The sequence below is a fragment of the Azospirillaceae bacterium genome, assembly GCA_028283825.1.
Lineage (GTDB): Bacteria > Pseudomonadota > Alphaproteobacteria > Azospirillales > Azospirillaceae > Nitrospirillum.
In genome coordinates, this window is sequence record JAPWJW010000003.1 from 634,853 (window position 1) to 660,577 (window position 25,725).

The window sequence follows — 25,725 nt, forward strand, 5'->3', positions numbered from 1 at the left end:
ACCGGTCATCCGGATGGAACCGACGCCCCGGTGAGCCTTGCTCCCGGGGCGCAGTCTTTTGACGACGCCGCGGCTGAGCCCGTTGGCGCCGCCTATCTGGCCGCCGACGGCTTCCTCGAGCCCTTGCTGGAGGAACTGGCCGATCCCCAGGCCGTGGTCCACGGCCGCCTGGTGATCACCGACGCGCCGCCAAAGGCCGCCGCCTGGTCGATCAACACCTGGGCGGCCCCGCAGCGCATCCCCATCGAATCCATCAAGGGCGGCGCCCGCGCGTTGCGCGCCATCCAGCGCAACTGGGCGCTTTATGACCATGGGCATCATCGCCGCGCCCGCCTGATCCAGGACCAGTTGCCCCACGTCTCGGCCAAGCCGCTGGTGTTCCCGGCACCGGCGCCCATCGCCCCCCTGGGCGCCTGGACCCTGCTGGACGAACACACCATCCTGGCATCACCCACCTGCACCAGCGCCTTCGCCAACGGCGAGGTCGCGTTCGTGGAGGACAAGGCGACGCCGCCCAACCGCGCCTACCTGAAACTGTGGGAGGCGTTGACCCTGGCGGGCCGCATGCCCACGGCGGGTGAGCGTTGCCTGGACCTGGGCGCCTGCCCCGGCGGCTGGACCTGGGTGCTGCAATCACTGGGGGCCAAGGTGACGGCGGTGGACAAGGCACCGCTGGATCCGCGCATCGCCGCCCTGCCCGGCGTCACCGTGCGGCGCGAAAGCGCCTTCGGCCTGGACCCGGCCGAGGTTGGGCCGGTGGACTGGCTGTGCAGCGATGTCATCTGCTATCCGGAGCGTCTGCTGCGCCTGGTGCGGCAGTGGAAGGACGGCGGCCACGCCCGCAATTTCATCTGCACGCTGAAATTCCAGGCCGAGACCGACCATGCCAGCGCGCAGGCTTTCGCCGCCATCCCGGGTTCCCGCCTGTTGCACCTGTCGCACAACAAGCACGAGTTGACCTGGATCTATTTGGCGCCCGAAACGTCAGGAAAATAGCGGTTTTTACTGTGATGCAGCCCCTTGCGCCCACCCCTTGATAAGCGCAAAAGGGGATACGGGGCGGCCCTGGTCGTATGGGGGATCGGTCATCATTCTGGGTCATGCCAGAGGCCGGTTTCACCAGGTCCCGCTGCGGTTACGCGCCCTGCCCTGTGCGGGGCGCCTTGCGATGGGTGATGAATGCGCCGGTTGATGTCTTTTGCCGCGTGGCCTGGCCTGCTGGCCCTGTGCATCGCGGGTTATGCCTACGGTGATTCGCTGGGACACCCCATCCTCGGCTACAACATCACCTACTTCGGCATGGCCGGCGCCCTGCTGCTGCTGGAACGGCTGATGCCGTATGAGGCCGAATGGGCCAAGAGCGATGGCCAGATGCGCCAGGACATCAGCCACACCATCCTGAACAAGGGCATCGGCCAGTTGCTGGCGACCATGGGCGCCATGCTGGGCGCCAACGCGGTGGCCCCTGCCGCCGCCAGCGGCATCTGGCCCGGCCATTGGCCCATGGCGGCGCAGGTCGTCCTTGGTTTGATCGTGGGCGAATTCGGCCTGTATTGGGCCCATCGCCTGGGGCACGAGATCCCCTACCTGTGGCGCTTTCACGCCGTCCATCACAGCGTCACCCGCCTGTGGGTGGTCAACACCGGCCGCTTCCATTTCGTCGATAGCCTGTTGAGTGCGCTGTTCCCCCTGGTCATCGCCACGCTGCTGGGCGCGCCCAAGGAGGTCATCGTCTGGGTGCTGGCGATCACCACCTATATCGGCTTCCTGACCCACTGCAACGTGGACATGGATTCCCGCGGCCTGAACTGGCTGTTCAACACGCCGGACCTGCACCGCTGGCACCACAGCCGCGATCCCGTTGAGGGCAACACCAACTACGGTGAGAACCTGCTGCTGTGGGATGTGATCTTCCGCACGCGTTACCTGCCGGCGAATCAGCGCCCGCCTGTCAACATCGGCACGGCGGACAAGGTGCCGCCGACCTTCCTGGGGCAGTTGGCCTATCCGTTCCGCCGGCCTGCGCGGACGACGGCGCCCCTGCTGGAAACGCCAGTGCTGGAAGTCGGCGCCGAGGTCGGCGCTGACTGATACCAGCGGCACGAGTGACTCGTGCCGCTGTAGGACGCGACGGCGTCCGCCGGAAGTTTCCGGGGAACGTAGTGGACTGGAAACTGAGGAAGCCAAGCGACCGGACGGTCGTGCCCGGCGCTTGAGGGGCGGCATTTGAACGGTCACGTTCAAATGCCGCGCGTATAAGAGTCAGACGGCCTGGCCGGCCACCCAGCCGGATGACCACGCCCACTGGAAATTATAGCCCCCCAGCCAGCCGGTGACGTCCACCGCCTCGCCCACGAAGTGCAGGCCGGGCACGCGCTTGGCCTCCAGCGTCTTGGACGACAGCTCATCGGTATCGATGCCGCCCACCGTCACCTCCGCCGTGCGGTAGCCCTCGGTGCCGGCGGGCGTGACGGTCCAGCGGCGCAGCGTCTCGGCCACGGCCGCCAAGGCCTTGTCCGACAGGTCGCGCAAGGGGCGGCTCTCCACCTCCCCGGCCCCGCCCTCACCACATAAACGCTCGGCGAAGCGGCGAGGCAGCACGTCGCCCAGGATGGTCTTCAGTTCGGCGTTGGGACGGGCGCGCTTGGCGGCCTTCAGGTGCTCGGCCAGATCCAGGTCCGGCGTCAGGTCCACGGTGATGGGCTGGCCGGGTTGCCAATAGCTGGACGCCTGCAGGATGGACGGGCCGGACAGGCCGCGATGGGTGATCAGCAGCGCCTCACGAAAGGCCGCTTTCCCCGCCCTCACCACCGCGTCCAGCGCCACGCCGGATAGCCCTTGCGTCCGTGCCAGATCCTGCGGCGTGAAGGTGAAGGGCACCAGACCGGGCCGGGGCGCCACCATGGCCAGGCCGAACTGGCGGGCCAGGCGATAGGCGAAATCGGTGGCGCCCATCTTGGGGATGGACAGGCCACCGGTGGCCACTACCAGCCGGGGCGCCGTCATCTGGCCCCGCGCCGTATCCACGACGAATCCGCCATCCGCGGCGCTCACCCCACGCACGGCGCAGTCCAGCCGCAGCTCCACGCCCGAATCCGCCGCCTCGTTCAACAGCATCGCCAGGATATCGCGGGCGGAGTTGTCGCAGAACAGCTGCCCCAGCTTCTTCTCGTGCCAGGCGATGCCGTGGCGTTCCACCAGGGCCAGGAAGTCGCGCGGGCCATACCGGCGCAATGCGGAGATGCTGAAGTGCGGATTGTTGGAGAGGTAGCGCGACGGCTGCGCATCCACGTTGGTGAAGTTGCAGCGCCCACCGCCGGAGATCAGGATCTTGGCGCCGGCCGTCGGCGCGTGGTCGACCACGACCACCCGGCGGCCGCGCTTGCCGGCGGCAATGGCGGTGAACAGGCCGGCGGCGCCGGCGCCGATGACGATGACGTCGGGGGAAGCGGGGGAGGTCATAGGCCTAAAATCAATCCGGATCGACGTTGCCGCGCAGGCGCTTGACCGTGCTGCGGGTGGATTTGGCCTCCAGCCGCCGTTTTTGCGAGCCCAAGGTGGGGCGCGTGGCCCGGCGCACCGCCTGGCGCACGGTGGCGGCGCGAATCAGTTCGAACAGCCGCTCGCGCGCGTCCTCGCGATTGCGCTCCTGCGTGCGATGGCTTTGGGCGGTGATGACGATGACGCCGGCACCGGTCCAGCGACGGCCGGCCAGGGTCTTCAGCTTATCCTTCACCCATTGCGGCAGGTTGGGCGACGCCGCTGCGTCGAACCGCAACTGCACCGCCGTCTCGACCTTGTTCACGTTCTGGCCGCCGGGACCGCCGGCGCGCAGGAAGTTTTCCTGCAACTCCGACTCAGCCAGCCGGATCCCTGGCGCCACCTGCACGGTGGGGCCCTGGAACGGCGGTGGCGGTGGGGACGGTGGAATCATGGGAATGGAAAAGCCGGGATAGGGATGTCCGGCGATCCTAATGGCCCCGGCACCGCTTGTCGAATGACGGGGTTGGATGGGTGGCCGGCGCGTTCAGGTGACCGGCGCCTCGTCCACATCCCACATCAGGACGGGCCATTCCTCCGCCTGCTGGCGACGGACGGGGCCGGGCGTGGCGAGCGCGCGCAGGGCATCAAAATCCCGCAGCACCGCCACCGTGCCCTCCAGCGTCACGCCATGGCGCTTCAGGTCGCCGAACGACCAGGCCAGATCCGCCGGGGTCGTGCCCAGGTCGATGGCGGCCCGCCCCATGTCCAGGTCCAGCCGGCCGCCCGCCTTGCGCGCCGCATGTTCCACCAGCAGGTAAGCCGCCAGGCGCGGGGTCAGCGACAGGGCCTGCAACCGCACCACCGTGTCCGTCAACTGGCGTTCCCGCGCCGCCTGCCCGGCCAGCAGGGCCAGGGCCAGTTCAGCACCGGCCCCCAGCCGCGACCGCAGGGCCGACAGCGGCAGGGCCAGGACCTTCGCCTCCCCCACCGCGCGCACACTGACAGGGGCCGGGGCGCCGGTCAGCGCCTCCGGCATCAGGAAGGTCGCTTCCGGCCCGTGTCGCTGGGCGATTTCAGCATTGCCGGCCATCAGGACAGCCGTACCGGACAACAGCACATGCAGGTCGGTCATTGCGGCACCCTGGCGTACCACCAGGTCACCCGCACCCAGCGTTTCCATCCGGCACAGCGCGGCCAGGGCGGCCAGCAGGTCCGGCGGCAGTGCGGCGAAGGCCGCCACCGTGCCCAGGGCCGCAACCATGCCGGCGGCGGCACGCAAGAGGGGCGCGCCCTTGATCTGATCGACAGTCATTCCCCAACCCTATCTCTACCGGCGGAGACCGCCGCCGATGGTGCCGAACCTTATGCCGTAGTGTACTGGCCCTACAGTCGCCCCTTTGCCCTAGGCCTTTTGGATACGCACCGTTTTCGAATCATTCCAAGAAGACCCCAGCCCTACTCGGCCTCCCGGCGCTGATAACGCCGCCGTTCCCGCCACAGGGCCAGGGACCTCAGGGCGCGGCGCCAGGCCGCCGCCAGGATGGGGGCCGCGATGGACCGCACGCCGCGCACGATCCCTACCACCAGGCGCCAGGCCGGCAAGGCCTTCAACCGGTCCAGCCAGCCGACGATCCAACCGTGCAGCCGCGCGAACCAGCGGATGGTCAGCAGCTTGTGCCGGCTGCGCTGGAACAGGCGTTCCACCGTCAGCAGCTTCAGCACCTCCGCGCCCACGATCAGGCTGATGCCCAGCCGCGTCTTGCCCTGGGCGATCAGGAAGGCGCCCAGCGGCTTCACCGGTTCCAGCACCAGCAGCGGCACCAGGAACAGCACCAGGGTGGTCTTCGGCCCCAGCCGATCGATCAGCCGCCCCAGCGCCTGGAACGGCGACCACCGCCCCATACGGGTGGACAACGGCCGCACCAGGGGCAGGAAGCAGAAATCGACCAGCACATAGGCCAGGGCCGCGACCACGGCCAATGGCATCAGCAGACGGCGCGTCCATGCCCGCGTCCCGGCGCTGGGCCGCCAGCGGAAGGCACGCCGGATCCGGCCGGCCGGTTGGTGATCAGGCATCCGTTGACGTCCTGGCAGTCGCATGAGGGGACCTACCCCGCAGGGGGAACGGTGCGCCCGTGGCACGGGCGGCCGCAAGGTCCACTTGGTGGCTTTTTTTGATCGGTTATATAGGCGGATTTTCTCGCACAAAAATGCGATCACCCAAAAAGGAAAAGGCGCCTTCCCGAAGGAAGACGCCTTTTCCGGACTTTGCCAAACGGCTGAAGATCAGCGCTTGGAGAACTGGAAGCTACGACGGGCCTTGGCCTTACCGTACTTCTTACGCTCGACCACGCGCGGATCGCGGGTCAGCAGGCCGGCGACCTTCAGCGACGGGCGCAGGCTCGGCTCGAAGTAGGTCAGGGCCTTGGAGATGCCGTGACGCAGCGCGCCGGCCTGGCCGGACAGGCCGCCACCGGAAACGGTGCAGACGACGTCGTACTGCTCCACCCGGCCCACGATCTGGAACGGCTGGTTGATCATCATGCGCAGCACGGGACGGGCGAAGTAGACACCGATGTCACGGGCGTTGACCGTGACCTTGCCGCTGCCCGGCTTAATCCAGACGCGGGCGACCGCGTTCTTGCGCTTGCCGGTGGCGTAGGCGCGGCCCTGGGCGTCGATCTTCGGCTGGGCCGGCTCGGCGGCCTCGGTCGTGACGACGGCGGCGGCACCCTGCTTCAGGTCGGCCAGGCTGTTGATGGTCTGTGCCATGGATTAGGCCCCCTTGTTCTTCGGATTCAGGGCGCCGACATCCAGCACCTCGGGGTTCTGAGCTTCGTGGGGGTGGGTCGAACCCTTGTAGACGCGCAGGTTGCTCATCTGACGACGGCCCAGCGGACCGCGGGTGATCATACGCTCCACGGCCTTCTCGATGACCCGCTCCGGGTACTTGCCGTCGAGGATCTGGCCCAGGCTGCGCTGCTTGATGCCGCCAGCATACCCGGTGTGCCAGTAGAAGATTTCGTCGCTGCGCTTGTTGCCCGTCAGCTTCACCTTCTCCGCATTGATGACGATGATGTTGTCACCGCAATCCATGTGGGGGGTGTAGGTGGGCTTGTGCTTGCCGCGCAGGCGCATGGAAATGATGCTGGCCAGACGGCCCAACACGAGGCCGTCGGCATCGATGAGAAGCCACTTCTTCTCGATCTCAGACGGCTTGAGAGACAAGGTTTTCATCCGCGCACTCACTCAAAATGAGGTCCGGGCCAGAAATGGGCCCCAGGGGCACCGCTCCTGGGACCGGCACCGAAGTGGGCGGTTTTTATGTCGGGGATGGCTGGGTGTCAACGGGAAAAAGACGCTGTCCATCAAATGCTTACCAGAGAGGTATCATAATACCATAATGGTAATGCCGTTGAATTCATTGATGTTTCTGGCGAACCGGCCCGGCGCCCGGTTTCGTTTCCCCAATGAATCCATGGGTTTGGGCCGCCGTCCCCACCGGTGGGCCCTCAGCCTTGCGGAATCGCATAGGTGCCCGTCGCGTGCGCCACCGGGTCCTCCTCCCCCTCGGAATGGATGGTGACCTCGCCATAGGCCAGGCGCCGGCCCAGGCGGATGATGCGGGCGTGGGCCACCAGGGGCTTGGGCGGCGGCTTGCGCAGGAAGGTGATGTTCATGTTGCTGGTGACGGCCAGCAGGATGTGGCCGGCAGCACTCAGCACCGCGCCGTAAAGCGCCACGTCGGCCAACGCGAACATGGCGGGGCCGGACACCGTGCCGCCAGGCCGCAGCAGGTCATCCGACACCGGCATGGTCAGGGTGATGCTGCCGTGAGCCATCTCCCGCGTGCGGATGCCGGCGCGATGGGCCTGGGGCAGCCCCTGTTTCAGCAGCGCGTCGAAATCCTGGGGGCTGAACACCGGCGCCTTGCCCATCGCCGCCAGTTGGTCGTCCGCGCCCTCTTCCAAATCCGCCGCCATTCAATTTTCCTCCCTGTTTCCCATTTATAGTGTTCCGGTATACGCCCCTCGGCCCACCGGCGCCAAAGGCGCCCTGCCCCGTGCCCTCAACGGAGTGAAGCGATGACCAACAGCCCCTTGGACAGCGACGACGTCTTGCGCCAGGCCTTCCTGCGGACCAAGACCGTGGCCATCGTCGGCATCTCGCCCGACCCGTCCAAGCCCTCGCATTATGTGCCGGCCTATATGCAGGCCTACGGCTACAGGATCGTGCCCGTGCACCCGGCCCACGTCGGCACAAAAATCCTGGGCGAGACGGTGGTGGCCAGCCTGGCCGACCTTCCCGCCGGCGTGGACATGGTGGAGATCTTCCGCGCCGCCCCCGCCATCGGTCCCTTCGTGGTGGAGGCGGCGGAACGCGGCATCCCGTACATCTGGATGCCCCTGGGCGTCAGCCATGAGGAATCGGCGGCTGAGGCGCGGGCTTTGGGCGCCACGGTGATTATGGACCGCTGCCCAAAGATCGACCTGCCCCGCCTGTTCCCCGATGGCCTGCCGGCGCGCGACTGACATCGGCCGCGCGGCCGGCATTCAAGGGGCCGCGGAAGCGGCGATCCATTCCAGGAAACTGGGGTTGCCTGACACTACCGGCAGCGCCACGATGCAGGGCGTGTCATAGCTGTGCAGGGCCTTGACCCGGGCGGTCAGGGCTTCGAACCGGTCGGCGCGGGTCTTGGCCAGGAAGGCCACCTCCGACGCCTGTTCCACGCCATCCTTCCAGCGATAGATGGACTGCGTGGCGCCCAGGATGTTGACGCAGGCGGCCAGACGTTCCTCCACCAAGGTCCGGCCTATGGTCTCCGCCTCCTCGGCCGACGCGGCCGTCATGTAGACCAGGAACGCCGCCATAACTCACCTCACCGTTTATTCAGAAAGGGCCTGACGGCCCGCCCGAACAGCGTAGAATGTCGGCGTGGCCGGCGCCATCGCGCAATGGGCCAAGAAGCGGAGGCTGCCAGCGGCGGGAAGCGGTATGGCGCACAACGACACATCCGATGGCATGGCCGCCGGTGCACCACCCGCGAGCCCTGCCCCCCTCGTCCCGACCTCCACCCAAAGGCGTTGGCTGCGGCGCGGCCTGGACCAGGCGGGTGGCAAGCTGCCCTTGTTTGGAACGGATGGGCGCAAGGTGGGGGACGCCACGGTGCGCAGCTGTCTGGCGGCCGGCTGGGCGGAACCCTGGTTCGCCAACCCGTTGAAACCGGACTGGCTGGTCTGTCGCCTGACCGACAGCGGCCGCCTCGCCTGCGGCGGCAAACCCAAGGGCTGATCGTTCCGCTATCCAACATGGGCCGGAAATGGAAACGGCGCCTGCTCACAGATACGCGAGCGGCGCCGTCTTCATGTTCGAGAGAATGGTCGGAGCGACAGGATTCGAACCTGCGACCCTCAGACCCCCAGTCTGATGCGCTACCAGGCTGCGCTACGCTCCGACCTCTCGATGAACCGCAGCGCTGGGCTGCTGTTCGGGCGCGGACTATATCCACGAGGTTCATAGGATGCAACGCTGATGGAGGGCTTGGCGTAAAAAAAGTGACCTTTCTTTAAATATCTTTATTTATCAATCATCTAACGCGATGGCTCGCAGCGCGGCGCATGCATGCCCTCCACCAAAAGGCTCTTTGGGGCGCCCCAATATCATCCACAGCGGGCAACAGGCCTTCCGCCCAAGGTACGCGCCGGACAGCGCCGGCGGGGCAAGGCGGCCCCATGAACCTGGCGGAAGGGCAACAAGGGCTATCCGACCGGAAGATGATCACAGATGATGGAATATTCATCTTTTGGATGTATAATAGGCGAGAATATCCCGAGGAGCGGCTCGGTGCGGTTCGTATTTCCAAGTTTGGCGCGCTGGCGGCCTGTTGTGGCCTGCTTATTTCCCGTGGCCTTTCTTGCCGCCGACTTCGTTTTTTCCCCCATCCTCATCGATACCTATATCGACAATGAGCAAGCGAACATCACGGAAGTCCTGCGGCATGGTCCAATGCCGCTGGGCAATTTCCGCGGCCACCGCCTTCTTGTTTCCGTCGACGACCTGGCCGCCCCCGATTTTCTCGCGAATGTCAGTAGCGCCGGGAAGAACGCCCTTCTTGTCTCCGTGTTCCAGCAAAGCTCGGAGGATGAGCCCGTGTCCCCCTATTTGCCCGGGGTGCTGGCCAGGGGAATCTTGGCCCGCCTGGATGCGGTGTCGCCAAGAGACCGCGTAAACATTATTCAACGGCTGGAACATCTATATGGGGAAGCGCCTGGGCAGGCCTATCACGTTCCGGTGCACATCCCCGCCGGCCAACGCCATCAACTTCCCCTGGATTCAGTCATCATTGTCACCCTGCCCGCGACAGATACGGAAACAGCTCTGGCATCAGGCTTGAGGAAAGCATTTCTGATCGCCAACGAGAACTCCATCACCAATGTCATTGTTCCCAGCCTAACCTTGAAATGGAAGAACGCCAACAATAAAAATGATACAAAACCATATAGATATTTCGAGATTCTATTTAATAATATCACAACACCAGATAATATCGATAATATTTACATATCAATATACAAATCATGGCCTTCAATTAAAATCGAAGAATTAGTTACTTCGATAAACTCTAAATGGAAGAGCGCTTCCGCCAGTGAAATAGCGGGCGTCCCCCTTCACCATCGTAGCTTACGCCTATTGGCGGCGTTCCTCATCCCGTGCCTTTTCATGTGCACCCTTCGCTTCCAACTAAGTCTGAAGAATACATCCCTATTATCGGTAATATTCTGTGGAGCGGCATATAGCTTCATGGATCTTTTCGAGAAACTGACTGATGGCCAGGGAGGTTGGTTCAAAACACTCGCGCTACTTCTCGGGCTAGGGACGCTATCCTTGCTGTTTCCAGAATTTTCCAGACTTGATCCCGAAAAAATTCTGCGCCGCAGGACGTGAAACATGGCTCTGGACATTGCGGATTTCCCCCTCTCCCTGGCGATAAGACAGGTGATCGACCACGTGTCGTACAGCAACGCGGTACCCGACTGGGTCAGTCCCTTGATGATCGATTATAATGGCCGGGAACAGGTTATCCGGACGCTGCTCACCCGATACCATGCCGGCCACCCCCCCGATGCCGCTTTTGAGATTTCGGCCCCCAAGCGGACGGGCGGCGGCAATATCTGGATAGTGCCCACCATCAACGACCAGATCGTTCTGCATGCCTGTGTAGCCGCCATCGCCCCGACCATCGAACAGCGATGCATCGACCAGAACACGTTCAGCAGCCGCCTGAACAAGCTGCCAAACAGCCTGGCCTTCATAGAAGATCAGATCGACGCCTGGAAATCATTCAAGGCGGAGATAGAGGCCACCTGCCAGCAGAAGCAATGCATACTCCAACTGGACATCCGTTCCGCATACGCCTCTATTGATCTAGACGACTTTTCACGATTCCTTAAGGAAAAGGCGAACAATCATCCGGCAGCGACGATCATTTCCAATACGCTGCGGTCCTATTCCAAGAATCGGGGCCTGCCCTTTATCAACGATTCCGTCTTTTTTCTTGGAAACGCCTATTTCAGCAGGGTGGATGGCATCGTCAGGGACCAAGGTTTCCATTTCATCCGGTTCGCGGACGACTACAAGATTTTCGCCGATTCGACTGATCGCCTCGACCGCCTTTTGGCCGTGCTCAGACCCGAATTACGCAAAGTGGGCTTCACCATCAATGATGATAAACTGCGGTTGGGAACCGACGAGGAATTCCTGGAGGCGATGGCGAGCCAGCAATACTCCCAGGCACTGCAATCAGCCGACTATAACAGCGGCAGCGACGATAACGCCCAGCCAGCCAGCCCGACAAAAGCCGAGGCCCTGTTCAAGCTCGTGATGGCGTGCCTGGAAAGACCGGATCAACTGCTGCACCAAGGTTATGGGCGGCTGCTGACCGCATCCATCCGCCGACTGCGAAACAACGGGGATTACGTCAGGGAACGGGGCAACGTCATGGATGAACTGCCCGATGAGGAATTTGACGACCTGATTCTCGCAAGCCCTGAAGCCCTGAACTTGGCCGCCAACCTGTTGGAAACGTATTCCGCCAACGGCGATACATGGCGCCTGATCTGGGTACTTCATCTCTGCAAGAACCTGTTCCCGGTGAAAGGCCGCTACTTTCCGCCGGCGGAGGAAGCAAATGACGGAGCCACCGCCGCCAGGGGCCGCCTCACCACCATCATGGATTCGTTGAGCAGTTCCACAACGGCGCCCGATGTCATCAGGGCATGGGCCGCTAGGCCTATCAAAACCGGAAACGACGCTGGGACCCTGCGGTTGATTGAACGGATGCACGGGGCCCAGTATGAGGAAGGGGGACGCCTCTGGCATGCGCTCTAATACTCATTCCCCGCCGAACGCTTCGGACCAACGCCACCCTCGTCGGCGCGCCGTCCTAACGGCGCTGACCGCGCTCAGTTCCATGCTTTTGCTGCCGCGACCGACATCTGTCAGCAGTGGCGAACAGGGCCCTCCACTGTCCTTTTTCGTGGCGGGCGTACGCTATCAAAAAGCGCCGATCCGGCTGTTGGAAGGGGACCGGGTCAGGATCGTGCCCGGCACCTTCAACGGTGCCCGCAGCTATGCAGTCATCGCCACCACCGGCGAACAAGTGGGTTTCGTGCCGAAAGGGACGGTTCCGCTGGTCACGTCCTTATCGTCATCGGCAGGCGACGAACACATCGCCCGCGTCATCCTCGCACAACACGACGCCGTGCCGTGGAAGCGTTATAAACTGGCAATGGGCCGATGACGCCAGCGGACGCATCGCACCACCGAGACTTGGCAAGGTTTGGCCCCCGACGCTATTCAGGGCAAGCGGATCAAAGCACCCGGCGCAGCAGGTCGCGAATCTCTTCCAGGTCGCCCAGCACCTGGCCCAGCGCCTCCCGCTTGGACGGGGACAGGCCCCTGTCCGCGCGGCGGTGGGGGGCCGCTTCGGCGGTCGGGGCCATGGACGGCTCCGGCTCGGGCGGTGGTGTCCGCGCCCATTCTGGATCGGCCTCGGGATCGTGGTCGAACAGGCCGATGATCCGGCGCTTCTCTTCCCCGCGGACGGGCGCCGGTTCGGGTGCGGGGGCCGCAGACTCGACCCAGTTGTCTTCCGCCGCCTCCGGCTCCGCTGTTGCGGAGTGGTCGGTGAGGGCATGGTCGGTGGACGATGCTCCGGCGCGGCCGGCAGAACCGGGGCGCAGCAGGCGCTGCACCCCCTTGATGGTGTAACCTTCCTTGTACAGCAGCACCTGGATGCGGCGCAGAAGCTCCACATCATCCGGGCGGTAATAACGGCGGCCGCCACCCCGCTTCAGCGGGCGGATGGTGGGGAACTTGGTTTCCCAGAAACGCAGGACGTGCTGTGGCACGTCCAATTCCGCCGACACCTCGCTGATGGTGCGGAAGGCGGTTGGCGACTTGGCCGAGGGCCGCGCGCGATCCGCCGTGGCGGCGGCCTCGCCACCATCACCCGCGGCCACCACATCCCCGGCATCGCCCTCCCCAGCAGCGAGTCCTTCGGCGTCATCCGAAGGCGATGCCTCCGGCGTGCCGTCAGGCTCCTGCATATCCAATGACTGGGGAACGGACGTGCCGGGCATGGTTCAGTGGCCGTCGATTTCGGTCAGGACTTCGTTGATGCGGTTCTTGAGCACGTGGCTGGCGCGGAACACCAGGACACGGCGCGGCAGGATCGGCACCTCTTCCCCCGTCTTGGGGTTGCGGCCGATACGCTCCCCCTTGGAGCGGACGGAGAAACTGCCGAAAGAGGAGATCTTCACCATCTCCCCACGCCCCAACGCGGAGGCGATCTCATCCAGCACGCTTTCCACCAGGTCGGCGGATTCGTTACGCGAAAGCCCGACTTCGGAATAGACGGCCTCGCTCAACTGAGCGCGCGTGACGGTGTGATCTCCCATGGGTGGCCCTCCCTTAAACCAGTGGCCGCTTGCCAACTGGCGGAACGGTAATGCCCGGCGGGAAAGCCGTCAATTCCAAAGGTTTGCCTATTATTTACCAGTTCAGGCTAGACCGTCCGTCCGGGGAATTTCTGTATTGCGGGGCACCCAAGAATTGTGCACCGCAAAAAGATCCGCGTATCGGCGGTCCAGTCCTTGGAACAGGTGCTTTTTTAGAAGCGGACCAGTGCCGCGCCCCAGGTAAAGCCGCCGCCCATGGCCTCCAGCAACACCAGTTCGCCCCGCTTGATACGGCCGTCGTGCACAGCCTCGCACAAGGCCAGCGGGATGGAGGCGGCCGAGGTGTTGCCATGGTGGTCCACGGTCAGCACCACCTGCGAGGTATCCATCTTCAGCTTGCGTGCGGTGTTTTCGATGATGCGGCGGTTGGCCTGGTGGGGTACCAGCCAATCCAGGTCGCTGGGCGCCAGGCCGTTGGCCTCCAGCGCCTCCCCCACCACTTCGGCGAGGTTGACCACGGCGTGCTTGAACACCTCCTGCCCCGCCATGCGCAGATGGCCCACGGTCTGGGTGGAGGACGGGCCGCCGTCGACGTACAGCAGGTCGTGGTGGCGGCCGTCGGAATGGAGATGGGTGGACAGGATGCCGCGATCATCGGCGGCGCCCTGCCCTTCCTGGGCGCGCAGCACGACGGCGCCGGCGCCGTCGCCGAACAGCACGCAGGTGCCGCGGTCGGTCCAGTCCAGGATGCGGGAGAAGGTCTCCGCCCCGATGACCAGCACGGTGCGCGCCTGGCCGGCCTTGATGAAATTGTCGGCCACGGCCAGGGCATAGACGAAGCCGGAGCAGACGGCCTGCACATCGAAGGCGGCCCCGCGGGTCATGCCCAATGCCGCCTGCACCTTGGCGGCGGTGGCGGGAAAGGTCTGGTCCGGGGTGGCGGTGGCCAGGACGATCAGGTCCAGTTCATCCACGGAAACGTCGCCATGGGCCAGGGCAGCCTGCGCCGCCTTCAGCGCCAGGTCGGAGGTCTTCTCCCCCTCTGCGGCGATGTGGCGGCTGCGGATGCCGGTGCGTTGGGTGATCCACTCGTCCGAAGTATCGACCATCTTGGCCAGGTCGTCGTTCGTCACCACGCGGGCCGGCAGGTAAGAGCCGCAGCCCACGATCACGGAGCGCATAACCATAGTTCAACCAGCCATAGGGTGTGCCGTCACTGGGCGACGGCCTGGGGATCGGTGCCCGGGACGGGTGCGGCCGCCTGCAGGCTTTCCTGCAGCAAGGCGAGTTCCTTGCGGATTTTTTCGTTGAAGCCGTGCTGGACCAGATCCACGGCCACGCAGATGGCGTTGGCGAAGCCCAGGCCGTCGGTGCCGCCGTGGCTTTTTACGCAGACGCCCTGCAGGCCCAGGAACATGCCGCCGTTGTAGCGGCGCGGATCCGTGCGCCGGCGCAGCTTGTTAAGGGCGCCGCGGGCCAGCAGGTAGCCCAGCTTGGCCAGCAGCGACGACTGGAAGGTGCCGCGCAGATATTCGCCGAACATCTTGCCAGTGCCCTCGATGGTCTTCAGGGCGATGTTGCCGGTGAAGCCGTCCGTCACCACCACGTCGACGGTGCCGGCGGCGATGTCGGTGCCTTCCACGAATCCGTGGAAGTTGCGGGCCAACGGGGTGGCGCGCAGGGCGGCGGCGGCGTCGCGGATGGCCTCATGGCCCTTCTGCTCTTCCGAACCGACGTTCAGCAGGCCGATGCTGGGCTCCAGCAGGCCCAAAACGGTCTGGGCGAAGACCGTGCCCAGGACGGCGAACTGCACCAGGTTGTCGGCGTCGCATTCCAGGTTGGCGCCCAGATCCAGCATCACGCAATCGCCGCGCATGGTGGGCAGCATGGATGCGATGGCCGGCCGGTCGATGCCCGGCAGGGTCTTCAGCACGAACTTGGCCATGGCCATCAGCGCGCCGGTGTTGCCGGCGGAGACGACGCTGGCCGCCTCCCCCGACGCCACGGCATCGATGGCCAGGCGCATGCTGGAACCGCGCCCAGCACGAAGGGCCACGGACGGCTTCGCGTCCATGGCCACAACGTCGGCTGTATGACGAACCTGGGAAATCGCCTTCAGTGCGGGCCGAGTATCGAGAAGCGCACGAATGCGCTGCTCGTCACCGACAAACAGGAAATCGACATTGGGGCAGCGTTCACGCGCAATGTCGGCGCCGTCCACCACCATGTCCGGGGCATGATCCCCGCCCATGGCATCCAGGGCGATTCGCACGCGCGTGCTCACCGGACAGCGACCTCCTCAAGCACCGGGCGAACCGGATCAGGCGGCGGCAGCAGCGGTATCGACGACGACCTCGCGGCCGTCGTAGTGGCCGCAGGAGCCACAGACGTGATGCGGGCGGGTCAGCTCGCCGCAGTTGCCGCACTCATGGTGCGCACCGGCGGAGATCGCGTGGTGCGAACGGCGCATGTCGCGGCGAGACTTGGAGGTCTTTTTCTTAGGAACGGCCATGATCGTCTACTCTCTACTCGATTAAGACGACCACTCACGTGCCGTCTTGCTAATCATCGTCAGGCCCCATGCTTTATCCAAATCGCTTCCCTTTTCCCACCCCCAATTTTTTGGGGACCGGCTTGCGGAAAACGATATGAGGCCAAACGACAAGGAACCCGGCCCAATCCTGGACCGGATCAAACAGGGCGCCTTCAATACTTGAAATCCCCCGCAAGGGCAAGCGCCAAAGACCAAATTATGTCTTGGGACGCAGCTTCGCAAGGGCGGCGAAGGGATTCGGCTTGCCCTCGGGCGCGGAGAGGGTGGGATTCGAAGCAACGGTATCATCCGACTCCGGCGCATCCGCCGGGGCATCGCCGCCCGCCGTGTCCGGCGGCGGCTCATTGGGGGCGTCGGGAAACTCCCCTTCCCCGTCCCAATCCTCCACATGGATGAAGCGGTCGGAGTCGGCCTTGCGCGGATAGGGATCCAGCGCCAGGGACAGGTGCTGGGTCACCAATTCACCGATGTCGATGCGGCCGCTTTCGATGGGCTCGGGCGGGTCGGCCTCATCATCCAGGCCCAGGTTCTCCAGCTCTTCCTCATCCTTGGGCACCAGGTGGGCCGGCGCGTACAGGGCCTGGAACGTGTCCCGCACGGATGCCGCCATCGGTTCCAGCGTCACCACGCAGCTCTGCACCACCTGGGCGTCCAACTCGCCGGTGACGCGCACCATCTGGCCGCCGCGGATACGCCGCAGACGCACCAGGGCCGTCAGGCTGTCCAGCGACACCAAATCCAAGCGCCGGGCCAGCGCCGCGCGCTCCACCGGGGTGGCGGTGATCTTCTCCACGGTTTCACGGGATGAGACCTTGTCGGCGATGACGGAACGGGAAAATTCAGGGGTCATGTCGGTCATGACGCGTACTCCAACACTCAAAAACGAATGAAAAGGGTCACAGGCTTGGCGAAACGGGAAAGGACGGCCCGTCAGCCAGCAGGGACGGCAGCGGCTGGGCCGCCAGGCGCATGGCGGCGGCACGGACATAAACGGCCGTCGCGGTGACTTCCGGCCCGTCGGGCAGGGTGGAGCCGAAGAGGTTGCGGTCCAACGCCTCCCGTAGCGCCTGCTCATCCCCGGCAGCAGCAGCCTTCAAGCCCGATTCGTAGGCGTCGGCCCGGCCGTAGAAGTGCTTGCCCAGATCCTTGACCTTCTTGCCCACGACCATTTCGCTGGCGCCCAGTTCGCGCAGGCTGAAATCCAGGTCGGTAAACATGTGATCGAACAAGGCCTGGTTGAGGTCGGCCAGGGCCCGGCCTTCGCCCGCCAGCCGGCGCATGACCAGCCAGGCGTGCAGGGCGATCACCTCGAACCGGCCCTCGACCGTATCGGGAACACCGCGCCCCTCTCCCGCCGCCGCCGCGTAGAACGCGGGCTGGCGGGATTGGTCGACGATGCCGGCGTAAAGGCGCAACACCGCCGCCTGCTGGCTGGGGCGGCGGAACAGGCGCTGAAGCAAGGCGATCACGGCTGGGGAACCCGGCTTTCGTTGACAGGACGGAACGGCTGGTGCGATTGTCACCGGCCAGATGGGGGGCGGTTGTCCACCGGTCAAGCGGGGCAAGGAACGCCACGCTGGATGGGAAAACCTGATGACCCCGGGCCGGACGGCGGCCTTTTACGGTTTATTGGGTCCAGCGCGACGGGTGCCGGACCGCTGAACCGTGAAACGAAGCCAACCCGCGATCAACGTTCTTGGGATTAACGTCTTAGACCATGCCGAACAAGACCCTTAAGTTGCCGTCGCCCGCCTGCCTCCTCGCGGTTGGTCTTGTTGGGATGGGCCTGAGCGCCTGCACGCCGCAGATCAACAACCGCGGCAACCTGGTGGAAGATCGGCGCCTGGCCGATATCCACGCCGGCACCAGCACCAAGGAAGACGTGCAGAAGGCCCTGGGTTCGCCCAGCTCCACCGGCACAGTCGACGCCAATATCTGGTACTACATCGGCAGCATCACGGAGAACGAAGCCTTCTTCGATCCGCAGACGGTGCAGCAGCGCGTGCTGCAGGTCAGCTTCAACGACCAGGGCGTGGTCAGCACCGTCGGCGACCTGGACCTGGACCAGCAGCAGGACGTCACGCCCGAAGATCGGGAGACCCCGACCGCCGGCCATGACGTCACCTTCCTCGAGCAGCTCATGGGCAACCTGAACCGCGAGAAGAAGAAGGACGACAAGAAGAAGAAGGGTGGCGGAGGCGGCGGTGGCGGTGGCGGCAGCTGAGCCCCCGCCCAAACGGATATTCGACGAAGGCCCCGGTGGTTTCCCCCGGGGCCTTTTGTTTTTCTCTTTCCTCAGGCGCCGGCAGCCGCATCCGCGGCTTTGGCTTTCCTCATTTTCCAGTCCACTGCCGTTCCCCGGAAAACTCCGGGGCCGGCAGTCGCCGACCAGCGGCGTCCCGATGCCGAGTGCGTCGGGACGCCAGGAGCCGCGTTCAGATCACGCGTGCGCCAGCATGGCCAGCAGCAGCAAGGCCACGATGTTGGTGATCTTGATCATCGGGTTCACGGCGGGACCGGCCGTGTCCTTGTAGGGGTCGCCCACCGTGTCGCCGGTGACCGCCGCCTTGTGGGCGTCCGATCCCTTGCCGCCATGGTGGCCTTCCTCGATGTACTTCTTGGCGTTGTCCCAGGCGCCGCCGCCCGAGGTCATGGAGATGGCGACGAACAGGCCGGTGACGATGACACCCAGCAGCATGGCGCCCACGGCGGAGAAGGCCGCTCCCTTGCCGGCGATGGCGTTGATGATGAAGTACAGCACCACCGGCGCCAGGACGGGCAATAGCGAGGGGATCACCATTTCCTTGATGGCGGCGCGGGTCAGCAGATCCACCGCCCGGCCATAGTCGGGCTTGGACGTGCCGGCCATGATGCCCGGATTCTCACGGAACTGGCGCCGCACCTCCTCCACCACCGATCCGGCCGCCCGGCCCACCGCCGTCATGCCCATGGCGCCGAACAGGAAGGGCAGCAGCCCGCCCAGGATCAGGCCGACGACGACGAAGGGATTGTCCAGGCCGAAGTCCAGCTTGCCGCCCAAATCGGCGAAGTACGGGTACTTGTCTGGATCGCTCATGAAATAATGCAGATCCTCGTTATAGGCGGCGAACAGCACCAGGGCGCCCAGGCCGGCGGAACCGATGGCATAACCCTTGGTCACCGCCTTGGTGGTGTTGCCCACGGCGTCCAGCGCGTCGGTGGTCACCCGCACGTCGCGAGGCAGATCCGCCATCTCCGCGATGCCGCCGCCGTTGTCGGTGACGGGCCCGTAAGCGTCCAGGGCCACGATCATGCCGGCCAGGGCCAGCATGCTAGTGACGGCGATGGCGATACCCATGAGCCCCGCCATCAGATGGGTCACCAGGATGGCGGCACAGATGACCAGGGCCGGCAGTGCGGTCGATTCCATGGAAATCGCCAGCCCCTGGATGACGTTGGTGCCGTGCCCGGTGGTGGAGCTTTGCGCCACCGACCGCACCGGGCGATAGCCGGTGCCGGTGTAATACTCCGTGATCCAGACGATCAGCGCCGTGACGATCAGGCCGACAACGGCGCAGCAATACAGCGTCTGGCCGGTGAAGGCCTTGCCGCCGACGGTGAAGGCGGTCTGCAGATGGTCGGGCAGCACCCAGTAGGTGACGCCCCAGATGCCGATCAGCGACAGCACGCCAGTGGCAATCAGACCCTTGTACAGGGCGCCCATGATGTTGCCGCTGGGTCCCAGCCGCACGAAGTAGGTGCCGATGATGCTGGTGATGATGCAAACCCCGCCGATGGCCAGCGGGTACAGCATCATCGGTGCCAGCAAATCCGTGCCGGCGAAGAACATGGACGCCAGCACCATGGTGGCCACGGTGGTGACGGCGTAGGTCTCGAACAGGTCGGCGGCCATGCCGGCGCAGTCGCCGACATTGTCGCCCACATTGTCGGCGATGACCGCGGGATTACGGGGATCATCCTCGGGGATGCCGGCCTCGACCTTGCCCACCAGGTCCGCGCCCACATCCGCCCCCTTGGTGAAGATGCCGCCGCCCAGGCGGGCGAAGATGGAGATGAGCGACGCGCCGAATCCCAAGGCGACCAGGGCGTCGACCAGCGGCCGCCCCGTGATGTCCAGTTGGGAAAGCAGGCCGTAGTACCCGGAAACGCTCAGCAAGGCCAAACCGGCCACCAGCATGCCGGTGACGGCGCCGGAGCGGAAGGCGATGGACAGGCCCGCCGCCAGGCCGTGGCGGGAGGCCTCCGCCGTGCGCACGTTGGCCCTGACCGACACGTTCATGCCGATATAACCGGCCGCCCCCGACAGCACGGCGCCCACGACGAAGCCCAGGGCCACATACCATTTCAGGGTGACGTACAGCAGGATGGCGATGACCACGCCGACCACGGCGATGGTGCGGTATTGGCGGTTGAGATAAGCGCCCGCCCCCACCTGGATGGCGGCGGCGATCTCCAGCATCCGGGCGTTGCCCGGGCTGGCGGCCAGAACGGCCCTCGCGGTGAAAAGACCATAGAGTACGGCCAAGGCGCCGCACCCCCAGACAAAGGGAAGCACTCCTGTCATGGCGTTTCCTTTTCCCACACTGGTTTCCCAGGGCCGCCGCCGCCCCGATTCTAGACGTGGGGGTCGGCCATGCGACTCAGCGTGGAAAAAGTGACATGGATACAGGGCTTAAGCAATCACCTGCGGCAAGGGGCCGCCAAGGTCCAGAAAGTAAAAACGGCTATCCACCGCCATCCGAGGAAAGCTTGGCGGTAACTCTTCCGGAGTAACCAAGGAAAAACCGCTTTTTTCATAAAAGCGATGGGCCGCCAGAAACTTGGCCGTCGTGCCCAAATACACGCGTGCCAGGCCCTGGGTACGGGCATGGTCCAACAGCACGGAAAGCAGGCGGCCAGCCAGCCGATGGGGCGCACCACGATGGCTGGCGGCTACGAACATCTTGCGCAGGGCGGCATCGCCGCCGCCGATGTCCTTCAGGGAAATGGTGCCGACGATACGGCCGCCGTCGACCGCCACCCAGAACTGGCCGGCGCCCCGCTGGTAGAATCCGGGAATGTCGCGCAGGTCCGGCTGGTCGTCATAGGTGATGGCGATGCCGAATTCCTGGCCCTGGATGGGCAGGATCAGGGCGGCGATGCCCGACTCGTCACCGGTGCGGTAGGCACGAATCTCCATCAATAGGCCGGATGCTGGTTCACGGCCTGGATCAGCACGTCGTCGATGATGCCCTCGCCCATCACCTTGTTGGCGGCCTCCACCAGCCAGCGGCGCACCTGCACCACGTCGATGACCTCACCTTTCCGGATCTGCTGCTGGCCCAGCTTGCCATACAGCGCCTCGATAAAGGCGTTCTGCAGGCGGTACTTCCGATCCTTCACCGTCTCCTTGGCTTCATCGCTGCCCACCTGGATCTGCACCTGCAGCAGCAGGTTCTGCTCGATCTGTTTTTCGCCCATGACCGGCAGGACGAAGGGACCGATGTCGACGAACTGCGGCGGGCCGGCCGGCTTCTTCTTTTCTTCCTCTTCCTTCTTGGGCTGGCCGTCCTTGTGCACCAGGAAGACGTAGCCGCCCACGCCGGCGCCGATAAGGGCGATCAGGGCCACCATCAACAGGAGAATCTTTTTCATGGAACGGGAATCCAGCGCGTCAAAAGGAAGGGGGACCGGACCATCCTGGGACGGCAGGCGTTAACAAAGCGTGGCCGTCCGGAGACAAACCCGACTGCGCTCAATGATATAGCAGGATCAGAAGTGCTGCCAACCGGCGGCGCGGGGGGTAATGTCCTGCCCCAGCGCATCCACCAGGCGCGCAGGGCCCGTGCCGTCGCTCCGGCTGGCGCCCGAGGCCAGCGGCCGCATGACGCCGATTTCCGTGATGGACAGCTTGGCCTTGGCGGCGGCGGTCAGCACGGCCGGGCGGGCCGCGGGCGGCACGGTGAACACCACCTCGTAATCCTCGCCCCCCGTCGCCAGGTCCACCAGCGTGCAGGCGTGCGCCTCCATCATGCGGCGGGCCGGCGGCGACAGGGGCAGGCGCGCGCCCTCCACCACCGCGGTCAGGCCGCTTTCGCGCGCGATATGGCCCAGGTCGGCCAGCAGGCCGTCGGACACGTCGGCCGAGGCGGTGGCGCCCGCCCGCAGCACCGCCCCCACCGACAGGCGTGGGCGCGGGCGGTAAAAGCGGTCCAGCAGGAACTGTCGGTCGTCTTCCGGCACAGGCCCCTTGCGCTGCCGCGCCAAGGCCAGCCCCAGACCGGCATCGCCGATGGTGCCGGTGACGAACACCAGATCGCCCGCCCCGGCCCCCTGGCGGTGGATGGCGGTGCCGGCCTCAATCAGGCCCAGGGCGCTGATCATCAGGGTGATGGGGCCGTCGGTGACGGTGCTGTCCCCCCCCAGCAGATGGATGCCGAATTCCGCCTGGTCGGCGGCCAGGCCGCTGGCGAATCCGGCCAGCCAATCCTCATCCAGGGTGCGGGGCAGACTGGTGACCAGGCTGTAGGCCAGGGGCCGGGCGCCCTTGGCCGCCAGGTCGGACAGGTTGGTGCGCAGCAGCTTGCCCGCCACCAGGCCCGGCGCGTCGTCGGGGAAGAAATGGACGCCGGCCACCATGGCGTCGGTCGTCACCACCAGTTCCTGGCCGGGCGACACGCCGACATAGGCCGCATCGTCGCGCAGGCCGCAGGCGCCAGGAAAGCCCTGGGCCAACGGGCGGAAATAACGGGCGATGCGGTCGAATTCACCGAGGGGCTGGGGGGCGCCCGCAGCAAGTGCCGCTGGCGCGCAAGAGTCGGAACCGGTGTCCGCCATCAGCCTCTAGGCTCCTTGCTTGTTCAGTCCTTGCCGGCCGCGCGCGCCGCCATCTCGTCCGGGCGGACGATGCGGGCCACCCGGTCCAGAACGCCGTTGATCATGCCGGGTTCCTTGCCGGCGAAGAAGCCGTGGGCGACGTCGATGTAGTCGTTGATGACGATGCGGGCGGCGGTGTCGCCACCGGCCAGCAACTCCCAGGCGCCGGCGCGCAGGATGGCGCGCAGCAGCAGTTCCAGCCGGTCCAGATGCTGGCGATCCAGCGCCTGCACCAGCACGGGGTCGATCTCATGCTGGCGGGCGGTGGCGCCGCGCACGATGGCGGCGAACAGATCGCCGTCGGCGGTGACGTAGCGGTCACCGTCCAGTTCCTGTCCCAGCCGGTACTTGCCGTATTCGGTGATCACCGCCTCGGCCGAGATGTCCGTCAGTTCGACCTGGTACAAGGCCTGGACGGCGTTCAAGCGCGCAGCGCTGCGCCGCGCCTTGGCGGAGCCGGCGCGCTTGGGCTTGGGAAGCTCGACTTCCGGCGCGGGGGTGGTGACCTTCTTACGGGGTGCCATGATTCAGGGACGCTTTTCGCCAGGAAGTAGGGAGAATTCAGAAGTAGGCAAAGATGGTGCAGGCGGGCCCGCCGACCAAACAAAAAATTGGCGGGCATAGCCGGCCTGTCCGGGAAGCAGCCGGCGAACGGACTCGGGTCAGCGCGTGTTGAGGCGAAACTGCCGCTTCAGTTCGATCATTTCCAGGCAGGTGCGTGCCGCCTCCCCACCCCGGTTCTTCTGGGTGATCGAGGCGCGAACCCAGGCCTGCTCCCGGTTCTCCACCATCAGCACGCCATAGCCCAGCGCCAGGGTGTGGCGCAGCACCAGCTCGTTCAGGCCCCGGGCGCTTTCGGCGCAGACGGTGTCGTAAAGCGTGGTCTCCCCCCGGATGACGCACGCCAGGGCCACATAGCCGTCGAAGCGGCGGCGGCCGGAGTAGAAGTCCATGGACTTCACGGAATATTGGATGGCGGCCGGCAACTCAAACGCCCCGGGCACCTGGAAATGCTCGTACGTCGCGCCGGCCTTGGTGATCTCCGCCGCAGCACCCCGCACCAGTTCCTCGCCGATGTCCTCATCGGACCGGGCCTCGACGATCATGATGTGCGGGGCTTCGGCCAAGGCCGTTTCCTTCAGCTGAGGGATCCGCGCGGCGGAATCGCGCGTTGGCCGGTGATGGTCAGACCGTAGCCATCCAGCCCCACCAGCGTCTTGGGCGTGTTGGTCAACAGTTCCAGTTCCCGCACGCCCAGGTCCAGCAGGATTTGCGCCCCAACGCCGTAATCGCGCAGTTGGGCGGCGTCCGGCGCACCGGCGCCATCCAGCGCCCGCAGGCGGTCCAGCAAGGAAAACGGCTGCGCCTCGCGCAGCACGACGATCACGCCGCGCCCCTCGCGCGCCACCGCCGCGATGGCCAGGTCCAGATCGCCGGCCCCCTCGCGCCGCATGTCGCCCAGCAGGTCATGCACCACGTCCAGCGCGTGCATGCGGGCCAGCACCGGGCGGCCGTCGTCCACATCGCCCATGACCAGGGCCAGATGCTCGGCACCGGTGATGCGGTTCTTGTAGACGTGCACCTTGAAGTGGCCGCCGTGCAGGCTGTCGATGGCGGTGGTGTAGGTGCGCTCCACCAGCGTTTCGGTGCGGCGGCGATAGGCGATCAGGTCGGCAATGGTGCCGATCTTCAGGCCGTGGGCGGCGGCAAAGGGCAGCAGGTCCGGCAGGCGGGCCATGGTGCCGTCGTCCTTCATGATCTCGCAGATCACGCCGGCGGGCAGCTTGCCGGCCAGGCGGGCGAAGTCCACCGCGGCCTCGGTATGGCCGGCGCGGACCAGCACGCCGCCGTCACGCGCCACCAGCGGGAAGATGTGGCCAGGACTGGCGATGTCCTGTGGCCCGGTGGCGGGATCGATGGCGACGGCAATGGTGCGGGCGCGGTCGGGTGCGGAGATGCCGGTGGTCACCCCTTCCCGCGCCTCGATCGACACGGTGAAGGCGGTCTGGTGGCGCGACGCGTTGTCCCGCGACATCAGGGGCAGGTTCAGGCGCGCGATCTGGTCCGTGTCCATCGACAGGCAGATCAGGCCACGCCCGTGCGTCGCCATGAAGTTCACGGCCGCCGCGTCGCAGCACTCCGCCGGGATGACCAGGTCGCCCTCGTTCTCGCGATCCTCGTCATCCACCAGGATGAACATGCGGCCGGCGCGGGCCTCTTCGATCAGCTCTTCCGGCGTGGACAGGCCCGCGACACTCATTTCGTTTCCACCAGACGGGCGACGTAGCGCGCCAGCATGTCCACTTCCAGGTTCACGACGCCGCCGGCGGCAAGCTGGGAAAACGTCGTCTTTTCCTGGGTGTGTGGGATGATGTTGATACCGAACCGAACCCCGTCGACCGCGTTCACGGTCAGGGACACGCCGTTCAGTGCGACCGAGCCCTTGGGTGCTATGAAGCGGGCCAGGTCGGCCGGCGCCTCGAACCACCAGCGCTGGCTGTCGCCATCGGGCTGGACATCGACGACGCGGATGACGCCGTCGACATGGCCATAGACCAAGTGCCCGCCCAACTCATCACCCAGGCGCAACGAACGCTCCAGGTTCAGCGGCGTGCCGGCCTGCCAGGTGCCGGTGGTCGTCTTGGAATGGGTTTCGGCGGAGACGTCGACCGTGAACGTGCCGGCCCCCTTCTCCACCACCGTCAGGCAGACGCCGTTGCAGGCGATGGACGCGCCGATGGCTACCGTCTCCAGGTCGAATCTGGTGGCGATGGTGAATCGGGTATCGCCACGCCGTTCCACAGCGGTGACCTGCCCGACATCCGTGATGATTCCAGTAAACATGGCGGTAAAACTAGGCCCGGTCGCCGCCGC

The 25,725-nt window shown here is 65.4% G+C and carries 31 protein-coding genes and 1 tRNA gene; 8 read left to right on the forward strand and 24 right to left on the reverse strand.

Annotated elements, in window-relative coordinates; genetic code table 11:
* The first annotated feature begins 30 nt into the window (after window positions 1-30).
* Entirely contained in the window at window positions 31-996 is a 966-nt protein-coding gene (locus PW843_14850; protein ID MDE1147879.1) for an SAM-dependent methyltransferase, read from the forward strand.
* Between the two features lie 195 nt (window positions 997-1,191).
* Window positions 1,192-2,091 carry a sterol desaturase family protein gene (locus PW843_14855; protein ID MDE1147880.1) on the forward strand — a complete coding sequence of 300 codons (900 nt, stop codon included), beginning with the start codon at window positions 1,192-1,194 and terminating at the stop codon, window positions 2,089-2,091.
* A 171-nt stretch (window positions 2,092-2,262) separates the two neighbouring features.
* Here PW843_14855 and PW843_14860 read toward each other — a convergent pair whose 3' ends face one another.
* The 7 genes from PW843_14860 to PW843_14890 form a co-directional block, all read right to left on the reverse strand.
* On the reverse strand, window positions 2,263-3,462 hold the full coding sequence (locus PW843_14860; protein MDE1147881.1) for an NAD(P)/FAD-dependent oxidoreductase: 1,200 nt from the start codon (window positions 3,460-3,462) through the stop codon (window positions 2,263-2,265).
* A gap of 10 nt (window positions 3,463-3,472) precedes the next feature.
* Window positions 3,473-3,934 carry an alternative ribosome rescue aminoacyl-tRNA hydrolase ArfB gene (gene arfB / locus PW843_14865; protein ID MDE1147882.1) on the reverse strand — a complete coding sequence of 154 codons (462 nt, stop codon included), beginning with the start codon at window positions 3,932-3,934 and terminating at the stop codon, window positions 3,473-3,475.
* A 93-nt stretch (window positions 3,935-4,027) separates the two neighbouring features.
* Complete coding sequence (locus PW843_14870) at window positions 4,028-4,795, reverse strand: cyclic nucleotide-binding domain-containing protein (GenBank protein ID MDE1147883.1); 768 nt, start codon at window positions 4,793-4,795, stop codon at window positions 4,028-4,030.
* A gap of 143 nt (window positions 4,796-4,938) precedes the next feature.
* Window positions 4,939-5,559, reverse strand: a complete 621-nt coding sequence (locus PW843_14875) for a hypothetical protein (GenBank protein MDE1147884.1) — start codon at window positions 5,557-5,559, stop codon at window positions 4,939-4,941.
* Between the two features lie 210 nt (window positions 5,560-5,769).
* Window positions 5,770-6,255: a 30S ribosomal protein S9 gene (gene rpsI, locus PW843_14880; GenBank protein ID MDE1147885.1), complete on the reverse strand. Its 486-nt coding sequence runs from the start codon at window positions 6,253-6,255 to the stop codon at window positions 5,770-5,772.
* Between the two features lie 3 nt (window positions 6,256-6,258).
* Window positions 6,259-6,720: a 50S ribosomal protein L13 gene (gene rplM, locus PW843_14885; GenBank protein MDE1147886.1), complete on the reverse strand. Its 462-nt coding sequence runs from the start codon at window positions 6,718-6,720 to the stop codon at window positions 6,259-6,261.
* 275 nt (window positions 6,721-6,995) lie between these two features.
* Window positions 6,996-7,466, reverse strand: a complete 471-nt coding sequence (locus PW843_14890; protein MDE1147887.1) for a PaaI family thioesterase — start codon at window positions 7,464-7,466, stop codon at window positions 6,996-6,998.
* Between the two features lie 102 nt (window positions 7,467-7,568).
* Between PW843_14890 and PW843_14895 the strand changes: the two genes are divergently transcribed.
* Window positions 7,569-8,015, forward strand: a complete 447-nt coding sequence (locus PW843_14895; protein ID MDE1147888.1) for a CoA-binding protein — start codon at window positions 7,569-7,571, stop codon at window positions 8,013-8,015.
* Between the two features lie 21 nt (window positions 8,016-8,036).
* Here the strand turns inward: PW843_14895 and PW843_14900 are convergent, their stop codons facing one another.
* Window positions 8,037-8,354, reverse strand: a complete 318-nt coding sequence (locus tag PW843_14900; protein ID MDE1147889.1) for a divalent-cation tolerance protein CutA — start codon at window positions 8,352-8,354, stop codon at window positions 8,037-8,039.
* A gap of 151 nt (window positions 8,355-8,505) precedes the next feature.
* Here PW843_14900 and PW843_14905 point away from each other — a divergent pair, with 151 nt between their 5' ends.
* Window positions 8,506-8,775 carry a hypothetical protein gene (locus PW843_14905; protein ID MDE1147890.1) on the forward strand — a complete coding sequence of 90 codons (270 nt, stop codon included), beginning with the start codon at window positions 8,506-8,508 and terminating at the stop codon, window positions 8,773-8,775.
* Window positions 8,776-8,861: 86 nt separating this feature from the next.
* Here the strand turns inward: PW843_14905 and PW843_14910 are convergent.
* Window positions 8,862-8,938, reverse strand: a tRNA-Pro gene (locus PW843_14910).
* A 389-nt stretch (window positions 8,939-9,327) separates the two neighbouring features.
* Here PW843_14910 and PW843_14915 point away from each other — a divergent pair.
* From PW843_14915 to PW843_14925, 3 genes are all read left to right on the forward strand, one after another.
* The gene (locus PW843_14915; protein MDE1147891.1) at window positions 9,328-10,428 is read left to right on the forward strand and encodes a hypothetical protein; all 1,101 of its coding nucleotides are present in this window, start codon (window positions 9,328-9,330) and stop codon (window positions 10,426-10,428) included.
* Window positions 10,429-10,431: 3 nt separating this feature from the next.
* Entirely contained in the window at window positions 10,432-11,871 is a 1,440-nt protein-coding gene (locus tag PW843_14920; protein ID MDE1147892.1) for an RNA-directed DNA polymerase, read from the forward strand.
* 82 nt (window positions 11,872-11,953) lie between these two features.
* A complete protein-coding gene (locus PW843_14925; GenBank protein MDE1147893.1) occupies window positions 11,954-12,283 on the forward strand; it encodes a hypothetical protein in 330 nt (109 codons plus the stop codon).
* A gap of 70 nt (window positions 12,284-12,353) precedes the next feature.
* On the opposite strand, the gene PW843_14930 is transcribed toward PW843_14925, so the two are convergent.
* The 7 genes from PW843_14930 to PW843_14960 all read right to left on the reverse strand — a co-directional run bounded on the left by PW843_14930 (window position 12,354) and on the right by PW843_14960 (window position 17,465).
* Entirely contained in the window at window positions 12,354-13,004 is a 651-nt protein-coding gene (locus tag PW843_14930) for a MerR family transcriptional regulator (protein MDE1147894.1), read from the reverse strand.
* A gap of 123 nt (window positions 13,005-13,127) precedes the next feature.
* The gene (locus PW843_14935) at window positions 13,128-13,442 is read right to left on the reverse strand and encodes an integration host factor subunit alpha (protein ID MDE1147895.1); all 315 of its coding nucleotides are present in this window, start codon (window positions 13,440-13,442) and stop codon (window positions 13,128-13,130) included.
* 212 nt (window positions 13,443-13,654) lie between these two features.
* Window positions 13,655-14,629, reverse strand: a complete 975-nt coding sequence (locus PW843_14940) for a ketoacyl-ACP synthase III (protein MDE1147896.1) — start codon at window positions 14,627-14,629, stop codon at window positions 13,655-13,657.
* A 26-nt stretch (window positions 14,630-14,655) separates the two neighbouring features.
* Window positions 14,656-15,726 carry a phosphate acyltransferase PlsX gene (gene plsX, locus PW843_14945; protein ID MDE1147897.1) on the reverse strand — a complete coding sequence of 357 codons (1,071 nt, stop codon included), beginning with the start codon at window positions 15,724-15,726 and terminating at the stop codon, window positions 14,656-14,658.
* A 36-nt stretch (window positions 15,727-15,762) separates the two neighbouring features.
* Window positions 15,763-15,954 (reverse strand): 50S ribosomal protein L32, encoded by a 192-nt coding sequence (gene rpmF, locus PW843_14950; GenBank protein MDE1147898.1) that lies wholly within the window; start codon window positions 15,952-15,954, stop codon window positions 15,763-15,765.
* Window positions 15,955-16,192: 238 nt separating this feature from the next.
* Complete coding sequence (locus tag PW843_14955; protein MDE1147899.1) at window positions 16,193-16,855, reverse strand: DUF177 domain-containing protein; 663 nt, start codon at window positions 16,853-16,855, stop codon at window positions 16,193-16,195.
* Between the two features lie 37 nt (window positions 16,856-16,892).
* Window positions 16,893-17,465, reverse strand: coding sequence for a ubiquinol-cytochrome C chaperone family protein (locus tag PW843_14960; protein MDE1147900.1), 573 nt, complete (start codon window positions 17,463-17,465; stop codon window positions 16,893-16,895).
* Between the two features lie 311 nt (window positions 17,466-17,776).
* On the opposite strand from PW843_14960, the gene bamE reads away from it, so the two are divergent.
* On the forward strand, window positions 17,777-18,220 hold the full coding sequence (gene bamE / locus PW843_14965; GenBank protein ID MDE1147901.1) for an outer membrane protein assembly factor BamE: 444 nt from the start codon (window positions 17,777-17,779) through the stop codon (window positions 18,218-18,220).
* Window positions 18,221-18,436: 216 nt separating this feature from the next.
* Here the strand turns inward: bamE and PW843_14970 are convergent, their stop codons facing one another.
* From PW843_14970 to PW843_15005, 8 genes are all read right to left on the reverse strand, one after another.
* Window positions 18,437-20,560: a sodium-translocating pyrophosphatase gene (locus PW843_14970; GenBank protein ID MDE1147902.1), complete on the reverse strand. Its 2,124-nt coding sequence runs from the start codon at window positions 20,558-20,560 to the stop codon at window positions 18,437-18,439.
* A 108-nt stretch (window positions 20,561-20,668) separates the two neighbouring features.
* Complete coding sequence (locus tag PW843_14975) at window positions 20,669-21,175, reverse strand: GNAT family N-acetyltransferase (protein ID MDE1147903.1); 507 nt, start codon at window positions 21,173-21,175, stop codon at window positions 20,669-20,671.
* Window positions 21,175-21,630, reverse strand: a complete 456-nt coding sequence (locus tag PW843_14980; GenBank protein ID MDE1147904.1) for a hypothetical protein — start codon at window positions 21,628-21,630, stop codon at window positions 21,175-21,177. Before PW843_14980 ends, PW843_14975 begins: the two co-directional genes overlap by 1 nt.
* A gap of 117 nt (window positions 21,631-21,747) precedes the next feature.
* On the reverse strand, window positions 21,748-22,812 hold the full coding sequence (gene thiL, locus PW843_14985; GenBank protein ID MDE1147905.1) for a thiamine-phosphate kinase: 1,065 nt from the start codon (window positions 22,810-22,812) through the stop codon (window positions 21,748-21,750).
* Window positions 22,813-22,835: 23 nt separating this feature from the next.
* Entirely contained in the window at window positions 22,836-23,375 is a 540-nt protein-coding gene (nusB, locus tag PW843_14990) for a transcription antitermination factor NusB (protein MDE1147906.1), read from the reverse strand.
* A gap of 138 nt (window positions 23,376-23,513) precedes the next feature.
* Entirely contained in the window at window positions 23,514-23,978 is a 465-nt protein-coding gene (locus PW843_14995) for a 6,7-dimethyl-8-ribityllumazine synthase (protein MDE1147907.1), read from the reverse strand.
* An 11-nt stretch (window positions 23,979-23,989) separates the two neighbouring features.
* Window positions 23,990-25,111, reverse strand: a complete 1,122-nt coding sequence (ribB, locus tag PW843_15000; protein ID MDE1147908.1) for a 3,4-dihydroxy-2-butanone-4-phosphate synthase — start codon at window positions 25,109-25,111, stop codon at window positions 23,990-23,992.
* Window positions 25,108-25,695 (reverse strand): riboflavin synthase, encoded by a 588-nt coding sequence (locus PW843_15005; protein ID MDE1147909.1) that lies wholly within the window; start codon window positions 25,693-25,695, stop codon window positions 25,108-25,110. The genes ribB and PW843_15005 overlap by 4 nt, the downstream gene beginning before the upstream one ends.
* Window positions 25,696-25,725 lie beyond the last annotated feature (30 nt).

Coding starts and splice junctions, on each gene's coding strand:
- PW843_14855 (MDE1147880.1), top strand. CDS start 1,192: ATGTCTTTTGCCGCGTGGCCTGGCCTGCTGGCCCTGTGCATCGCGGGT.
- PW843_14860 (MDE1147881.1), bottom strand. CDS start 3,462: ATGACCTCCCCCGCTTCCCCCGACGTCATCGTCATCGGCGCCGGCGCC.
- arfB (MDE1147882.1), bottom strand. CDS start 3,934: ATGATTCCACCGTCCCCACCGCCACCGCCGTTCCAGGGCCCCACCGTG.
- PW843_14870 (MDE1147883.1), bottom strand. CDS start 4,795: ATGACTGTCGATCAGATCAAGGGCGCGCCCCTCTTGCGTGCCGCCGCC.
- PW843_14875 (MDE1147884.1), bottom strand. CDS start 5,559: ATGCCTGATCACCAACCGGCCGGCCGGATCCGGCGTGCCTTCCGCTGG.
- rpsI (MDE1147885.1), bottom strand. CDS start 6,255: ATGGCACAGACCATCAACAGCCTGGCCGACCTGAAGCAGGGTGCCGCC.
- rplM (MDE1147886.1), bottom strand. CDS start 6,720: ATGAAAACCTTGTCTCTCAAGCCGTCTGAGATCGAGAAGAAGTGGCTT.
- PW843_14890 (MDE1147887.1), bottom strand. CDS start 7,466: ATGGCGGCGGATTTGGAAGAGGGCGCGGACGACCAACTGGCGGCGATG.
- PW843_14895 (MDE1147888.1), top strand. CDS start 7,569: ATGACCAACAGCCCCTTGGACAGCGACGACGTCTTGCGCCAGGCCTTC.
- PW843_14900 (MDE1147889.1), bottom strand. CDS start 8,354: ATGGCGGCGTTCCTGGTCTACATGACGGCCGCGTCGGCCGAGGAGGCG.
- PW843_14905 (MDE1147890.1), top strand. CDS start 8,506: ATGGCCGCCGGTGCACCACCCGCGAGCCCTGCCCCCCTCGTCCCGACC.
- PW843_14920 (MDE1147892.1), top strand. CDS start 10,432: ATGGCTCTGGACATTGCGGATTTCCCCCTCTCCCTGGCGATAAGACAG.
- PW843_14925 (MDE1147893.1), top strand. CDS start 11,954: ATGCTTTTGCTGCCGCGACCGACATCTGTCAGCAGTGGCGAACAGGGC.
- PW843_14935 (MDE1147895.1), bottom strand. CDS start 13,442: ATGGGAGATCACACCGTCACGCGCGCTCAGTTGAGCGAGGCCGTCTAT.
- PW843_14940 (MDE1147896.1), bottom strand. CDS start 14,629: ATGGTTATGCGCTCCGTGATCGTGGGCTGCGGCTCTTACCTGCCGGCC.
- rpmF (MDE1147898.1), bottom strand. CDS start 15,954: ATGGCCGTTCCTAAGAAAAAGACCTCCAAGTCTCGCCGCGACATGCGC.
- PW843_14955 (MDE1147899.1), bottom strand. CDS start 16,855: ATGACCGACATGACCCCTGAATTTTCCCGTTCCGTCATCGCCGACAAG.
- bamE (MDE1147901.1), top strand. CDS start 17,777: ATGGGCCTGAGCGCCTGCACGCCGCAGATCAACAACCGCGGCAACCTG.
- PW843_14970 (MDE1147902.1), bottom strand. CDS start 20,560: ATGACAGGAGTGCTTCCCTTTGTCTGGGGGTGCGGCGCCTTGGCCGTA.
- PW843_14975 (MDE1147903.1), bottom strand. CDS start 21,175: ATGGAGATTCGTGCCTACCGCACCGGTGACGAGTCGGGCATCGCCGCC.
- PW843_14980 (MDE1147904.1), bottom strand. CDS start 21,630: ATGAAAAAGATTCTCCTGTTGATGGTGGCCCTGATCGCCCTTATCGGC.
- thiL (MDE1147905.1), bottom strand. CDS start 22,812: ATGGCGGACACCGGTTCCGACTCTTGCGCGCCAGCGGCACTTGCTGCG.
- nusB (MDE1147906.1), bottom strand. CDS start 23,375: ATGGCACCCCGTAAGAAGGTCACCACCCCCGCGCCGGAAGTCGAGCTT.
- ribB (MDE1147908.1), bottom strand. CDS start 25,111: ATGAGTGTCGCGGGCCTGTCCACGCCGGAAGAGCTGATCGAAGAGGCC.
- PW843_15005 (MDE1147909.1), bottom strand. CDS start 25,695: ATGTTTACTGGAATCATCACGGATGTCGGGCAGGTCACCGCTGTGGAA.